This window comes from Novacetimonas maltaceti (assembly GCF_002906255.1).
Taxonomy (GTDB): domain Bacteria; phylum Pseudomonadota; class Alphaproteobacteria; order Acetobacterales; family Acetobacteraceae; genus Novacetimonas; species Novacetimonas maltaceti.
Map to the genome: position 1 here is coordinate 17,810 of NZ_POTC01000037.1, position 13,614 is coordinate 31,423.

Genomic DNA, 13,614 nt, shown 5'->3' on the forward strand with positions numbered 1-13,614 from the left:
GTCAGGATCGTCCCTTGCCAGCCTTCATGACGGCGGACAGCGCGGCGATCGTCAGCAGTGCCACCCCAAGTTCAGGCAGGATGATCCCCATGACCACGATGCAGGCCATGGCCGCGCCCCCGACCCGCCCATCCGGCAGCGATGCCGGAACGCCGATGTGGCCGGGCGGCCTGCGGCGGACCCACAGGAGCAATGCCGCGATGCTCATGCCCAGCAGGCCGAGCGCCACCACGAGGTTGAGGATCTGGTTGGCCATCCCGAACAACTGCCCCTCATGCGCGGCCACGCCATATCCGATCACCCGGTCAACGACCGGCCTGTCCGCGAAGGTGTCGCGTCCCACGACGTGGCCGTCGGCGCTGACATCCACCGTCATGCGCCGGGGACGGTCCTGCGTGTCCGAACGCACCCGCCATGGCTGCCCCGCCAGCGGCGGGGGCGTCACCAGCACCGGGTAGCGCAGGCCGAGTGCCGCCCCCACGGGCACAACCCGGTCAAGGGCCGCCGCATCGACATGCTGGCCCGCCGTCGGGGGTGGCGGCATGTCCATGCCGGGCATGTCCTTCATCCCCGGCATGGCATCCATTGCCACTGGCGCGTCACCCGTCCCTGCAATCATGTTGCGCGCGGGCACATGGCCGATCTCCCACTCCTGGACAGCCGTGATACTGCCTATGGTTTTTTCAACGGATTGCAGCGCGTGCCCCCACACGAACGACCATGGCAGGCCGGAGGCAAGGAACAGCACCACGAAGATGGACAGCCATGCGCCGGTGACGGCATGCAGGTCGCGCAGGCGTGTGCGCCCCCCTGTCGCAAGCCGTGGATACGCAACCCCGCCACGCTGCCCCGTGCGTCCGCGTGGCCACCACAGGCACAGGCCGGTCACGACCAGCACCATCGTCCATGACGCCACCATCTCCACGATCATGGAACCTGCATTGCCGAGCAGCAGTTGCCCATGCAGGTTGAAGATGATGCGTTCGAACCGCTGTTCCTCGGAAACCTGCTTCATGATCGCAAGAGAATGGGGATCAACATAGATGCGCATGGCATCGCCACCACGGGTTACGATGACCCGCACGGCGCTGTGGGACGTGCGTGGCAGTTCGTAGGCAAGGAGGTGCGATCCCGGCACCGCCGAGAGCGCGACCGCCACCACCCGTGAGGGCGGGGCCATGTCATCCCGGGTGGCAAGATGTTCGTAACGCCAGTCGATCAGGTCATCGATCTGTGGCCTGAACAGGTAGATACTGCCCGTCAGCGACAGGAACGCGACAAAAGGCAGGCAGAGCAGGCCGGCCATGAAATGCCAGCGCCAGAGTGTGCGGTAATCGGGCCACAGCGCGCGCATCGTGCGACGGGGCCTGCCATCATGGGGGATGTTCATTGTCGCGTCCTTAAAAGTGGACCTTCACGCCGCCATAAAAGGCGCGTGGGGACCCGGCGTAGATTGAACCCGTGCTGTTCGCAAGGACGCCCGCCCCTGCGTTGTGCCCGTTGGCGGACAGGACATCGGTAATGTTGGTGGCCCCGGCGATATAGGTCTGGTTGGTGACATTCTGTATTTCGAAGAAGCCATGCAGGCGCTGCGCCCATCCGAAACGTGCGGGCGGATCGTAATGCAGTTCGAGATTGAGAAGCGCGTATCCCGGCGCCCTGAGCAGGTTGGCGTTATCCAGCCAGTAATCCCCCCGCCACGTGACCTCGGCATAGCCGCCCAGTCCCTGTAGCGGGCCGGTGGGCTGGTCATACAGGAGGCGCGCATTGAGGAAATGCGGGATGACGCCCGGAATGCTGTTTCCCGACCGGTCCAGCGCGCGCGACATCGTGCTGTTCGACAGCACCTCGGTATAACGGGTGTAGATCTGGTTGTCGTAGGTATAGCTCAGCATGGTGCGTGCGCCCGGCAGCGTGCGCGGCAGGGGTGTCCATGTCGCGCCCACCTCCACGCCGCGATGCTGCGATGCGGGGGCATTGAAGGTATAGGCCCCTACCGTGTTCACGCCTGCGGACTGGCTGACCAGTTCATCGTGGTAGAATTCGTAAAAACCCGTTGCCTGCACATCAAGGGTGGAAGAGGGATGCCACTCCGCCCCGAAATCGACGCCAAGGCTGGTCTCGCTCTGCAGCCGTGTGTTGTTGCCGTACGTGCCCTGCGGCGTGATGAACAGGTTTGACGTGGTGGGCGTGGCATATGCCGTGCCGACACGCGCATGCAGCCTCCAGTCGTGCGACGCGGCATAGGTCAGGGCCGCTTCGGGGGCGAGGTTGAAGAAATGCCGGTCCGCCGCAACGATACGCCGGGTGGTGGCGTCCGCGCTGCTGGTGAACAGCGTTTCCTGCGCCCTCAGCCCGGAATAGGTTCCCCCCAGCCCCACGATCAGGTGCCAGTTCCGTGCGAACTGCAGGTCCTCCTGGAAACGCAGGCCCGCATTCCACTGGTGGCTCCAGCTTGACTGGGTCAGGGCGCCGGGATGGTCATGGCCCGCTGTCGTGACGTTTCGGACATCGGACAGGGCGTCGAGGTCATCGAAACTGATGGCTGCGGAACTGTTCAGCACCATGCCGCCGACATGCGCCACATTGCTGACATCGCTGCTGCCGGCATAGGAATCATACGGCCCGATATAGGCATAGGGCGAAGTGGGCTGGTCGATGTGCCGCTGGTCATAGGTGAACTGCGTGCGTACCGTGGTCGATGCGTTGACGTCATGTTCCCAGCGCACGCCCGCGACCGTCCGGCGGTCGAAACGGCCAAGATGCGCCGCCTGCGGACTGACGGCGATGCGCGCGCCATGGCTGCCGTTGGCCAGCAGGCTGACGGTTGCGCACCCGGCGGCGGCATGGCTGGCATTCGCGCAGCCTGACTGGAACGGGTTGGCGGCATACTGCGCCAGCGACAGCCGCAGCGGCAGGTCCGTATCGGTGATGTTGTTGACGAATTTCACCACCAGCCGGTCCGATGGCGTCAGGTCCACCCGCAGGCGCAGGTTCTCGGTCGAGGTCTGGTAGGCACTGTTGGCGATGAAGCCGTTGCCGCGCACGTCGCTGCCGAAGATGGCAAGGTCATATTTCCGGCCCGACAGGCCCAGCGTCGCATAGTTGTTGATCATGCCGAAGCTGCCGAAATCCGACCCGACCTCCACCCCATGGATGTCGGCGCCCCGGCGCGTGCGGAAGTTGACCGCGCCGTTGATCGCGTAATTGCCGAACACGGTGGAGGCCGGCCCCTGGAAGACATCCACCCCGTCATAGGCATGCGGGTCGATCAGGTCGGAGCGCGCCGTCCCGTCGGGCTGGGTCATGGGGAAGCCGTCCTCAAGCACCTGGATGTTCTTCATGCCATAGGCCTGCCGGTCGCCCGACCCACGGACCGACACCACCACGTCGCGCGGGCCGTTTCCCGCGACGAAGCTGACGCCGGGGATGGTCACCACCATGTCGGCCACGCTCTGCCCGACATGGCTGGCGAAGGTCGCGCGCGCGGCGCTGTAGGTCGTCTGGCCCGCGGGGCGGAGCAGTGCGGGGGCATGCGATGTGCCGATGACGGTGATCCGTTCGCCCGTTTCCGGCAGGGGCGGTGGCGCATGATGGGGGGTGTTGTCATGGTGGCGGACAACAGGGCGATGATGCGCGGGTATTTCGGCGGCATGGGCGTGCGCCATCACGGCGCAGGCCGCGACGGCCACCATGCAGCCGGTAGCGTACGCACGTCGCGACGCCACATGGGATGTGGAATACATGATTGCATGAACCTGAAGGATGAATCGGGCGCGCCCGCGCAATGGCGGGGGCACAGGGCGGCGGATTCAGTTCAGGTGGGGCGGTCCCTGCGGGCACAGGGCCGGGTTGAGTGTTCGTGGCGGCCCGCGGACGGGCGGGAATATCCACGCCCCGGACAGCAGGGCGCATGTTCCCAGTCCCATGACCATGGCCCCCGCCATGAGGGGGGCATCCAGTCCGTACGCTTCGGCCAGCACGCTCGCCATGTCGGCCGAGGGGAGGTGATGGCCATGGTGGCCATCATCGCCGGGCATGCCACCTTCGCACAGGATCGACAGCAGGGACTGCTGCTCGCTTTGCGGGTGCAGCACGTTATCCGGGGCGGCCAGCCCGCCAAACGCGATGCGGCCGACCAGCGCCAGCAGGATCAGGGGCCATGCGATGATGCCCGGGCCTCCCTGCTGTCGTCTGGCTGTCATTGCGTGACCTTCATGGAAACGGATGGGCCGGGGGGAACACGCGCCCGGCCATGCTTCCCTTGTGACGGGTGAGCGGGGGCATGGCAATCGCAAACTTTGCGCTGGCCCGCCCACCGGGGGGACATGGCCGCGTGGTGGTGAGGGAATGCAGGGCTGGATTGCGTGCGCCGGCAGCGTGGGCCACTTCTCTGCCGGGGTGGGGGCGGTATAAAGGCGGGCCCCGTTATAACAGGCGGTGCACGAAGCCTTCTCCAGTCAAGATGGAAAATATTGATGTCAGTTCATGATAGCCTGCGTGAGGCAATCCAGAAAAAGGTCGTTGTCGGGTTTACCTTCGACGAAAAGAACTACGTGGGTTCACCGCATGCGCTGGGGGAAACCGACGGGGTCGCGCATGTCCTGATCTATCGCGGGGAAGACGCGCATGAAAAGGGCGTGGCGCCCACGGGGCAGTGGAGCTGCCTGCCCCTGACGGACATTTCCGACCTCAGGCTGCTGCCGTCCGAACCGTTCCATGTCGGCCATCCCGATGCGCACGCCCTCAAGGGCCTGCACAAGGTCGAGATCCGCGTGGCCTGATCCACCGGCCTCTTTCCCCAGCCCCCGCCCTGCGCAGGTCTGCGGGCGGGGTGCGGCATCGCCGCCTGCGTGGCGGGCGATGCCATGGGCAGTACCGTCAGGCCTGCGGGTGCGGCGCATCCTGCGGGGCCTGCGCCGCAGCCTCCCTGATGCGGATGTCGAGCGCAGGTGTGCCGGGCATGTTCCCCAGCAGGTTGATGTTGCTGGGGGAGGGGAACTTCACCCCCTCGCTGTTCATCCTGACCGCAAGCCTGCTGTAATAGGCGCGATAGACCGTCCATTTCGAACCGGGGGTCGTGCGGAACGCGCCAAGGAAATTCGCCCCGTTCCCATCGGCCTGCTCGATCCCGAGGAACGAGAATTCCGACAGGATCAGGTGCCCGTAGCGCGTGGTCTTGCGCAGCTTTTCCAGTTCTTCATGCAGGATGGTTGCAACCCTCTGCGGATCCTCGCTCAGGTCGATCATGAAATTCGTGACCACAAGGTTGTAGTCGCGCGATGTATTGGCGATGGACGACACTTCGGAAAAGGGGATGATATGCAGGTCCCCGTTGACCGAGCGCAGGCGCAGCGTGCGGATCGACAGGTGTTCCACCGTGCCCGATATGCCGCTGGCCGTCACCCAGTCGCCAACCTGGATGGCATTTTCCGCCAGCATGAAGAAGCCGGTGATGAAGTCCTTGACCAGGCTCTGCGCGCCAAAGGCGATGGCGGCGCCCATGATCCCCGCGCCCGTCAGCAGGGGGGCGACGTTGATCCCGATCTGTGACAGCGTGGTAACCGCCACGATGATGACGATGACCGCCAGCAGCACCGTCTTGATGATTGGCAGGACGGTGCGCAGGCGACTGGCCCGGCCTTCCTGCGAGGTCGCCTCAAAATGGTTGATCTGCCGCTGGAGCGCCGCATTGACGCTTTCCCACACGATGATCGCGATCGTATAGGCGACCAGCACCGTCAGGATCGCATCGATGATCTTGGTGCCCAGTCGCGAATACATGAAGAAATGGATGGCCGGCAGCCCCAGTGACTGCAGGAACAGCACGGCCGTCCCGAAATAGAGCAGGAAGGCCAGGGTCTTGCGCGAAATGGGGTAATAATGGTCCACGCGCGCCTGCAACCCGGGATAGCGGGCCTCCAGCGCGGGGGAGATATGGAACAGGCGGTTCTGCAGGTTGTAGGCCAGCACCGAAAACAGGCGCGACAGGATCACGACCAGCGTCGTCAGGATGACCGTGCGGATGATCCATTCATACCCGCCACTGATATGTGTCGCCCAGATCAGCCACAGCGCGAAGTTGAAGAACATCGCCGGGATCCACCACAGGTAGACCAGGCGGCCCATGAACATCCAGAAGGGCTGCTTGCGCAGGCGTGCGGAAGGTTGCAGTGCCGCAGCCACATGGCTGCGCACCCGCCAGGTGAAGATCGCAACCAGCACATGTTCCACCAGCACCACGGTGCGGATGATGGCCTCCGTCCCGCGCGCGGGCATGTCGAACACCCCGCCCAGCGTGGACAGGCACACCACCACCGAAGGGGCCGCGACAAGGAAGTTGAGCCAGCGCGTCACCATGAAGGCGGTCTGGTCGCTGGCGCTGCACAGGCGGATGGCGGGCGAATGTGGAACGAACAGCGTCTCCATCAGCAGGTATACGACGCGCGCGACAACATAGGCGTTCGTCAGCGTGATCGTGACAAGGGCCGCCTGATGTGTGGTCGTCAGGAGGGCGGCGAAAGCATATCCCAGCGCAAGGAACAGGCCGACCGGCAGCAGTTTTATCAGCAGGTGCAGCAGTGAATACGGCACGCGCGCCAGCAGGCGCAGCGTCGCGTGCTGCGCCTGGGCATCCTGCTGCTGAGCCTGCTGCGTGTCCGTATCGGCCCCGCCCTGCGTCGTCGCCGTAGCCTTGGCAAGGCGCTGTTCGGTGGCGATGGCGCGGGCGGTGACATTTTTAAGCGGCCGGCGCAGCAGGAGCGAGAAGACATGTTCCGCACCAAGGGCAATCAGCAGGATGAAGGTAGCTCGTCCCACCGCGTCAAGCATGACGCCGCGCGACTGCTGGTCGGTCAGCACCGTGTGTGTCCAGTGCACGACAAAGACAAGGTCACCGAACAGCGCGACGAAATGCTGGGCCTGGACCAGCAGGCGATGGCGCAGCGACGACATGTCCTGCACGAAATCGCTGCCGAGGCTGTCGGGCTGGACGGAAAGGGCGTCCGCGCTGGCGGGATGCGCCGGGTGTGGCGCAGATGGCGCAGGCGGCGCGGGTGGTGGCGGCAGTTGCGCGGCAATGGCGGACAGCGTGTTTTCAAACGCCGCTCGTTTTTCCGGATCGTTGATGACGGACAGGACCTGTTGGGCCTGTTCGCGACTCATGCCCTGTGTGGGGGCATCTTCCGCCCGGGCCGTGATGCAGGCGCCCCCGATCGAAAGCACCATCACCATCACCGCAAGCACGCGCAGCATCATGAACACGGGCAGGCTGCGTATCGCGCAGGGACGCGAAAGGCAGGGCCGCGAGGTCGCACCCCGATGAGGAATATCCAAAGAATGACGCATGTCCACGTTCCGTCCCGACAGCAATATCCAGCCTGTCCGTGACGTAAATGCGGGGGCTTCATTCAGCATGCCACACAGGCGGCATGGGTTATCGCAGACATGAATGACAAAACGCATGCCTGAAAATGCTGCCCTGATATGCGATAAATTGTTTTATTCGCCTGCCGGATGGATGGTATTGGCTTGGATATTTATGTATAGATTTCACAAAATATAATAAATATTTGAATAAATATTATAGAAATTATAGAGTATTCCATGCCGTGAGGCTGACTGCTTCCCGGCTTGCGCGCATGTACGGCAGGCATCAGGCGCGTCGCCTGTCCGGACCGGGGACATGTGTGTAATGCAACCCGTCGGTCTCCTGCGGCGGGCAGTCCTGTTCGGGGGGCGGGGGAGCATGCCTTCGGGTTCCGGATTGTGCGGTCGCGGTGTTGTGGAACAGTTTTTTACAATGCCCTGATGCCTGATTTTTCCTGTATTTCCGCGAATGACATGAAATATTCTGTGTCTGGAATAATAAAAACCGTGCATTTGAAAGTGCTTTGATTTATGTAAGGGCCACGGCTGAACTTTTCTGCCACGGTAAAGCTTTCACGTGCCCCTGATGGCACTGTCCGGTTTCTCCGCAAATGAAGGGTTTTAATCCATGCAAGGTCGCATGGCTGCCGGGTTATATAGGAGTCCTGTCATGGCTACAGGCACAGTTAAATGGTTCAACGCCCAGAAGGGTTTTGGCTTTCTTGAGGCGGATGACGGAACTGCTGACGTTTTCGTCCATATCAGCGCCGTGGAGCGCGCGGGCCTGCATGGCCTGAACGAAGGTCAGAAAGTGACCTACGAACTGGAAACAGGTCGTAATGGCAAGACATCGGCAGCAAACCTGCAGGCTGTCTGATCGCCACGGGAAAAGGGGTGCTCTGGCGCCCCTTTTTTTATGACTGTTACATGAACATATAAAAATTCTGATGCGAGGTCGCTTTGGTTCAAATGCGCTTCCTGTCAAGAATTGCTTTTGCCATTGCCAGCGTCGTCCTGATCGTGCTGGCCATGACATTGATGGCCTACGGTGTTTCCGGGCCGGTCCTTGCAATGCGGAATTCATGGCTGGGGATGCGCGATGCCGTAATCCAGGCAGTAAGTTATGTCGTGATCGCCATCGCGGTCTTTGACGTTGCAAAATACTTTGTCGAGGAAGAGGTGGTCCAGATCAAGGGCAAGCAGACCCTTGCCGAAGCCCGCGTCAGCCTGACACGGTTCATCACCACCATCATCATTGCCGTTTTTATCGAAGGCCTTGTCGGTGTCTTCGAAGTCAGCAACAAAAGCCCGGCGGACATGGTCTATCCGGTGTTCCTGCTGCTGACGGCCACGCTGATCGTGCTCGTGCTGGGGATCTACCAGCGCATGAGTATCGGCGCGGAAAAGGAACGCAAGGAAAAAGACCTTCCAGAATAAGAAAATGTCGTGAATTCATGAAGGTTTCTGGTGAAACTTTCCCCAAAGGCTTCAGGGAGGCGCCGCCTTTCGTGGATCAAAAGGCGGCGCCCGGCAACTTTCTGGCGACCGGGCAGGATCATTCCCCCTGCTGTTCCATGGGAACCACAACCTGCCGGGGTGCTGCCGCCCGCATGGCGAGTGAACAGGCCATGGTCACGACGATATTGATCGCCAGCGCCAGCAGGCCGGTGGACACGGCAACCGTCATCGTGCCGGCACCGATCGTGTGAAGGGGCTTCAGCCCGTCGATCCAGCATAGCGACAGGCCCGACACCGACCCGACAGCCCATCCCGCGATCAGCGCCGGGGCAGGCATGCGCAGCGGCAGCAGTCCCATCACCAGTGCGGGGAAGGTCTGCAGGATGATCACGCCGCCCAGAAGCTGCAGGTCGATTGCGAATTTCGCATTCAGGAACAGGACACACAGCAACGCGCCCACCTTGATCCCGAAGCCTGCGATCCGGGCCCCCGCGACCGAGTTCTTATGGCCCGTCAGGATGTTGTGCATGATCAGGTTGGCTGCGCCAATCGCCATGACCGATGCTGGCACCAGTGCGCCGATGGCGATGGCCGCGAAACAGAACCCTGCAAACCATGACGGGAAGATCGCAAGGAAAAGCTGCGGCACCACCTGCGAGGGCGAGGAGGTGACGATCCCCGCCGCATGCGCCATCAGGCCCAGCATCGCGATCAGGCCCAGCACGATCGTGTAGATCGGCAGGAAAACCGCATTCTGCCGTATGGTATCCGCGGATTTAGCCGCCAGTATCCCGGTCAGGGTATGGGGATAGAGGAACGCGGCGAACGCGGAGGAGAGCGCCAGCGACGCGTAAGGGATGACCTGCGAGGATGACAGTGGCTGCCCCGTGGGTGTAGGGGGCAGGTGCTGCGCCGCGACGGCAAACATGTGCCCGTAACCGCCCAGGTACATCGGCACGATCGTCACGGCGGCCAGCACCGCGATATAGATCATCACATCCTTGATGAACGCCGTCAGCGCAGGCGCATGCAGGCCGCCCAGCCACGTATAGGCCGCAAGCGAGACAAAGGCGAAAACCAGCGGCAGGGTGCCCGAAAAGCCCAGCGCCTCGATCACGGTGCGGATCCCGATCAGTTGCAGCGCGATATAGGGCAGCACCGCGACAAGGCCGCTCAGCGCGATGGCCAGTTCCAGCGTGCGGCTGCCAAAACGTGCCCGCACCACGTCAGCGGCCGTGGAGTGACCGCCATTGCGTGCGATCGTCCACAGCCGTGGCATGACGGCGAAGATGAACGGATAGACGATGATGGTATAGGGCAGCGCGAAAAAGCCGTAGGCACCGGTTGAATAGACCAGCGCCGGGACGGCAATGACCGTATAGGCCGTATAGAAATCCCCCCCGACAAGGAACCATGTGATCCATGCGCCGAATTCACGGCCACCCAGTCCCCATTCGTCATTTCCCCCGGTGGCGGGACGTGCCCGCCCGCGTGAGAGCAGCGGCCGCCACAGGCGCACGGTCGTGCCCAGGACAATGGTGGCCAGGAAAAAGAAAATGAAAACGCCAATCCCGGCCATGCCGGGCGCTGGGGTCGCGTTCATGAGTGTTTCCCCGTTTTCCATGCACACCAGATCAGCACGGAAGTCACGGGCACCCATGCCAGTTGGTACCAGTAGAAAAAGGGAAAGCCGAATAGGATCGGGTCCGTCCGGTTATACAGTGGAACCCACAGCAGGCCCACGAAGGGAAGGAGGAGAAAACAGGCTTGTTTCATGCTGACCGTCTTTTTTGTTTTTAGTGGCCGTGCAGAAAGGTCTGAAAAAACGCCCAACATGTCAAGTATTAATATATATATTTTTAAGTAATTATAATAATATCTCCAGTAAAATTGTGCGACGCACAATCCCTGCATTCCATCTGGTCACGGAAACGGGGGCTCAGCTCCGGCTTTCCCATCCGCTCCCCAGCGCGACATGCAGGTCAACCGTCCTGTGGAGCCAGTCGATATGGGCGCATAATTCCGTATCCTCGGCCCGCAGGGCAGACTGTTCGGTTTCCAGCACATTCAGGAGGTCCGAAATCCCGGCCTCGTAAAGCCGGCGGCTGCGCTGGTTGGCAAGGCGGCTCTGCTGGGCGGCCTGATGCAGCAGGCCGACATGGGTCTTCTTGCCATTCCAGGCGACGATGGCGTCCTCCACCTCACGCAGGGCCGTCAGGATCTGCTGGTGGTATTTCAGCCGCCCGGCCTCGGCAATGGCCTGTGCGGACCGGACCCGTGCCTGCTGGCGTCCCCCATGGCCAAGCGGAAGCGATGTCATCGCCAGTGCCTGCCACGCCTGCGCCCCCGCGGCGAACAGTTGCGAGAAGGTGGAGGCGTTGGGGTTGTACGTCAGCGGCAGCACAAGGTCGGGATACATCCCGGCCACTTCGGTCCCGATCTCGTCCATGGCCTGCGCATAGGCCCGCTCCGCGCGGCGGATGTCGGGCCGGTGGCGCAGCAGGCGGACTGGCAGCGTCCGGGGGGCGGGCGGCACGCGCGGCAGCGGCACGGTGGAGGTCAGTTCCGCGCGCAGGCTGCCGGGCAGGCGCCCCACAAGGATTTCCAGCGCGTGCATGCTCTGGCTGATCGTCTTGCACAGGACGGCGCGCTGCGACTGCTGCGTATGCAACAGGGAGGCCGTCTGGGCGACATGCAACGTATTGCCCACCCCGGCGCGCTGCAGGCGTATGGCACGCTCATGCAGGTGCCGGGCGGTGCGGATATGCTGCTCCATGATGGCCAGGCGGTGCTGCGTGCCGCGTAATGTCATGTAATTGCGCGCGACTTCGGCAAGCACGGTCAGCATGATGGCGTGCCGGTTTTCCTGCGCCTGTGCAATCATCTTGTCATGGGCATCCACCTGATGGCCGATGCGCCCGAACAGGTCGATCTGCCAGCTGGCCCCGAACCCGTAGGAAAGCATGGAGGCATGTGGGTCACGCGGCAGGTCGTCGATACGCGGCATCGCATTCGACAGGCTGGTGGATTTCATCAGGTCGCCGTTCAGGCTGCTGAAATCGATCTGTGGGTACCACTGCGACGCCTCGATATCGCGCAGGGCGTGGGCGACCAGTACGCGCTGCGCGGTGGCGCGGATGTCATGGTTGTAATCGAATGCCTGCTGGATCAGGTGGTCAAGGACCGGGTCATGGAACTGCTGCCACCATTGCACCAGTTCCTGCGGGCGGAAATCCTGATCGCTGGCGTCGTCCTCGTGGTAGTGCGCGGGAAGGGCGACGTGTTCCGGATGGTAGCGGGGGCCGACGGAACACGCGCCAAGCAGGCCTGTCATGACAAGGAAAAAAGATACGGATGAAAAGAAACGGCGACCCCGGAATTTTATTTCCCCTACGCTGAAACTTCCCATGAAACCGTTATATCTGGAAATATATTTCCTGTCTTTTTCAGGTCCGTTTCAAATATTTGTCCATTTCTTTCCCTGTGTGTGCGTGGTGTGACAAATCATGGCTCATGCTACAGGTTGGCGATGACCTTCAGCCCGACAAGCGCCGCATTGGGAATGTGGTGCGTTTCGCCCGGATGGATCATGTATTCGAATTCCGGCTGGACCAGCACGCCCGGTGCCGCGTCGATGGCGTAATAGGCCTCGATGATATGCGAACTGGTCTGCGGCGCCCGCACGGCACTGCCAAGTGAATAGCCCGCATCCTGGATCAGGACCTGGCCTTCTTCCTTGCGGTGGCTGACATGGTACCACGAATACATGATGCCCAGGCGGTCCGTCATGCGTGAGGGGATGACGGCGGCGAATGACAGGCCGCCATAGGCCTCGTCCGCGATGGAGGTGACATGCGGCGTGTTATGGATATAGCCCGCCATCAGGTAGCCCCCGGCCATCTGGTTGCGTCCGCCCCGGCGGTAGACCATCTGGTCGCCTTCGAACCAGAACATGTCCATCGGGGCCGAACGCTGCCGTCCGGCGGCCGTGCGCAGGGCGGCAGGCAGGCTGACGCCGATCTGGTCGGGATAGCGCGTGGTGTCATGGGCATATCCCAGCACGTAATGCCCCGGCAGGCGGTTGCGCGTCAGGAACGGCTGCCACGTGAATTCCACCGGCAGCATCAGGCCCGTCGCCGGTTCGCTGCCCCACGCCCAGCCACTGGGATTGCTGGCGAGGGGGCTGACCTCATACGCGCCAAGCTGGATTGCGGTATCGCGCGTGGGGCGCAGGCGCAGGCGTGCGCCCCACGTGGCCTTGGGATAGACGCTGAACCCCGGATCGAGCTTCAGGGCAACGGGCGCCGAACACGTCACCATGAAAGAGCACAGCAGCGGTGATGTCGCGAACACGTGGGTCAGCGCCATGCGCCCGAAAGTGATGTCGAGGTGATTGTTCAGCAGCTTCTTTTCCGCATAGAAATCAACCAGATGCGCGACCATATGTCCCGACAGGCCATAGACTTCCTGCAGGTTGACATAATATTCCCCCACCCGGTCATGGCTGACGGCGCGGCCTGCACGCTCCATGACCAGCGTATGTACCGACCAGCCCGTCAGGTTCGCCATCTTTTCAAGGTCGAAGTTGACCTGCCCGGTCAGTTCATGGACGTAGCTCATCCCACGCTGCACGCCGCCATCAATGACGCCCATGGCCTCTCCCTGGAGGGATCGAAGAACCCTTGATTGATGTGCTTGGCCGGTAATTTCTGGGTTTTGGCGATTTGATTGACGGTTTTTGCGATGGCGTCCAGTCTGCGTTTTGAGCAGATTGGGAGTTGTCTCTCG

The 13,614-nt window shown here is 62.2% G+C and carries 10 protein-coding genes and 1 pseudogene; 3 read left to right on the top strand and 8 right to left on the bottom strand.

The window, feature by feature from the left end; translation table 11 throughout:
* Nucleotide 1: 1 nt before the first annotated feature.
* From KMAL_RS11990 to KMAL_RS12000, 3 genes are all read right to left on the bottom strand, one after another.
* Nucleotides 2-1,390, bottom strand: a complete 1,389-nt coding sequence (locus KMAL_RS11990; protein ID WP_110095936.1) for a PepSY-associated TM helix domain-containing protein — start codon at nt 1,388-1,390, stop codon at nt 2-4.
* Between the two features lie 10 nt (nt 1,391-1,400).
* Nucleotides 1,401-3,746, bottom strand: coding sequence for a TonB-dependent receptor family protein (locus KMAL_RS11995; RefSeq protein WP_239020111.1), 2,346 nt, complete (start codon nt 3,744-3,746; stop codon nt 1,401-1,403).
* A 66-nt stretch (nt 3,747-3,812) separates the two neighbouring features.
* Nucleotides 3,813-4,205 (bottom strand): hypothetical protein, encoded by a 393-nt coding sequence (locus KMAL_RS12000; RefSeq protein WP_110095937.1) that lies wholly within the window; start codon nt 4,203-4,205, stop codon nt 3,813-3,815.
* Between the two features lie 273 nt (nt 4,206-4,478).
* Here KMAL_RS12000 and KMAL_RS12005 point away from each other — a divergent pair, with 273 nt between their 5' ends.
* Complete coding sequence (locus KMAL_RS12005; protein WP_110095938.1) at nt 4,479-4,784, top strand: hypothetical protein; 306 nt, start codon at nt 4,479-4,481, stop codon at nt 4,782-4,784.
* A gap of 97 nt (nt 4,785-4,881) precedes the next feature.
* Here the strand turns inward: KMAL_RS12005 and KMAL_RS12010 are convergent, their stop codons facing one another.
* The gene (locus tag KMAL_RS12010; protein WP_408887922.1) at nt 4,882-7,257 is read right to left on the bottom strand and encodes a mechanosensitive ion channel family protein; all 2,376 of its coding nucleotides are present in this window, start codon (nt 7,255-7,257) and stop codon (nt 4,882-4,884) included.
* Between the two features lie 781 nt (nt 7,258-8,038).
* On the opposite strand from KMAL_RS12010, the gene KMAL_RS12015 reads away from it, so the two are divergent.
* Both KMAL_RS12015 and KMAL_RS12020 read left to right on the top strand, forming a co-directional pair.
* A complete protein-coding gene (locus KMAL_RS12015; RefSeq protein WP_110095945.1) occupies nt 8,039-8,245 on the top strand; it encodes a cold-shock protein in 207 nt (68 codons plus the stop codon).
* 92 nt (nt 8,246-8,337) lie between these two features.
* The gene (locus tag KMAL_RS12020; protein ID WP_110095940.1) at nt 8,338-8,805 is read left to right on the top strand and encodes a hypothetical protein; all 468 of its coding nucleotides are present in this window, start codon (nt 8,338-8,340) and stop codon (nt 8,803-8,805) included.
* Between the two features lie 118 nt (nt 8,806-8,923).
* On the opposite strand, the gene KMAL_RS12025 is transcribed toward KMAL_RS12020, so the two are convergent.
* The 4 genes and pseudogenes from KMAL_RS12025 to KMAL_RS12040 all read right to left on the bottom strand — a co-directional run.
* Nucleotides 8,924-10,429, bottom strand: coding sequence for a sodium:solute symporter family protein (locus KMAL_RS12025; RefSeq protein ID WP_239020112.1), 1,506 nt, complete (start codon nt 10,427-10,429; stop codon nt 8,924-8,926).
* Nucleotides 10,426-10,602 (bottom strand): DUF3311 domain-containing protein, encoded by a 177-nt coding sequence (locus KMAL_RS12030; RefSeq protein WP_110095946.1) that lies wholly within the window; start codon nt 10,600-10,602, stop codon nt 10,426-10,428. The genes KMAL_RS12025 and KMAL_RS12030 overlap by 4 nt, the downstream gene beginning before the upstream one ends.
* Nucleotides 10,603-10,765: 163 nt before the next feature.
* Nucleotides 10,766-12,160, bottom strand: coding sequence for an efflux transporter outer membrane subunit (locus KMAL_RS12035; RefSeq protein ID WP_167400152.1), 1,395 nt, complete (start codon nt 12,158-12,160; stop codon nt 10,766-10,768).
* Nucleotides 12,161-12,342: 182 nt separating this feature from the next.
* Nucleotides 12,343-13,491: pseudogene (locus KMAL_RS12040) on the bottom strand (carbohydrate porin); the annotation flags it as partial.
* Nucleotides 13,492-13,614: the final 123 nt, after the last annotated feature.

Bases quoted from the DNA above. Each gene is read 5' to 3' on its own strand.
- KMAL_RS11990 (WP_110095936.1), bottom strand. From the start codon at position 1,390: ATGAACATCCCCCATGATGGCAGGCCCCGTCGCACGATGCGCGCGCTG.
- KMAL_RS11995 (WP_239020111.1), bottom strand. From the start codon at position 3,746: ATGTATTCCACATCCCATGTGGCGTCGCGACGTGCGTACGCTACCGGC.
- KMAL_RS12000 (WP_110095937.1), bottom strand. From the start codon at position 4,205: ATGACAGCCAGACGACAGCAGGGAGGCCCGGGCATCATCGCATGGCCC.
- KMAL_RS12005 (WP_110095938.1), top strand. From the start codon at position 4,479: ATGTCAGTTCATGATAGCCTGCGTGAGGCAATCCAGAAAAAGGTCGTT.
- KMAL_RS12010 (WP_408887922.1), bottom strand. From the start codon at position 7,257: ATGATGCTGCGCGTGCTTGCGGTGATGGTGATGGTGCTTTCGATCGGG.
- KMAL_RS12015 (WP_110095945.1), top strand. From the start codon at position 8,039: ATGGCTACAGGCACAGTTAAATGGTTCAACGCCCAGAAGGGTTTTGGC.
- KMAL_RS12020 (WP_110095940.1), top strand. From the start codon at position 8,338: ATGCGCTTCCTGTCAAGAATTGCTTTTGCCATTGCCAGCGTCGTCCTG.
- KMAL_RS12025 (WP_239020112.1), bottom strand. From the start codon at position 10,429: ATGAACGCGACCCCAGCGCCCGGCATGGCCGGGATTGGCGTTTTCATT.
- KMAL_RS12030 (WP_110095946.1), bottom strand. From the start codon at position 10,602: ATGAAACAAGCCTGTTTTCTCCTCCTTCCCTTCGTGGGCCTGCTGTGG.
- KMAL_RS12035 (WP_167400152.1), bottom strand. From the start codon at position 12,160: ATGACAGGCCTGCTTGGCGCGTGTTCCGTCGGCCCCCGCTACCATCCG.